Genomic DNA, 382 nt, shown 5'->3' with positions numbered 1-382 from the left:
ATCAACGCCAACCCGGCGTCGCTCGTCGCCGTGATGATGAACCTCGGCGAGATGGTCACGGCCACGCAGTCGGTCTCCGACGAGACGCTGAAGCTCCTCGCCGAGGAGATGAACTACGTCCTGGAGATCGTCAGCCCGGAGGAGGAGGACCGCGAGCTGCTCGAGTCCTTCGACATCGAGTTCGGCGAGGACGAGGGCGGCGAAGAGGCCCTGGTCTCCCGTCCGCCGGTCGTGACCGTCATGGGTCACGTCGACCACGGTAAGACCCGGCTTCTCGACGCGATCCGCAAGACCAACGTGGTCGCGGGCGAGGCCGGTGGCATCACCCAGCACATCGGTGCCTACCAGGTCACGACGGACGTCAACGACGAAGAGCGCAAGA

1 protein-coding gene is annotated in these 382 nt (G+C 65.4%); it reads left to right on the top strand.

The genetic code is table 11. The features are described 5' to 3' along the window. Window positions 1-382, top strand: a 382-nt coding sequence (locus RNB18_RS53455) for a translation initiation factor IF-2 N-terminal domain-containing protein (protein ID WP_311721238.1), incomplete at both ends; no start/stop codon positions are given.

Origin of the sequence: Streptomyces doebereineriae (assembly GCF_031845645.1) — a bacterium.
Taxonomy (GTDB): domain Bacteria; phylum Actinomycetota; class Actinomycetes; order Streptomycetales; family Streptomycetaceae; genus Streptomyces; species Streptomyces canus.
Note: the sequence above shows the minus strand (reverse complement) of the source record. Positions and strands in the feature narration are given on the sequence as shown.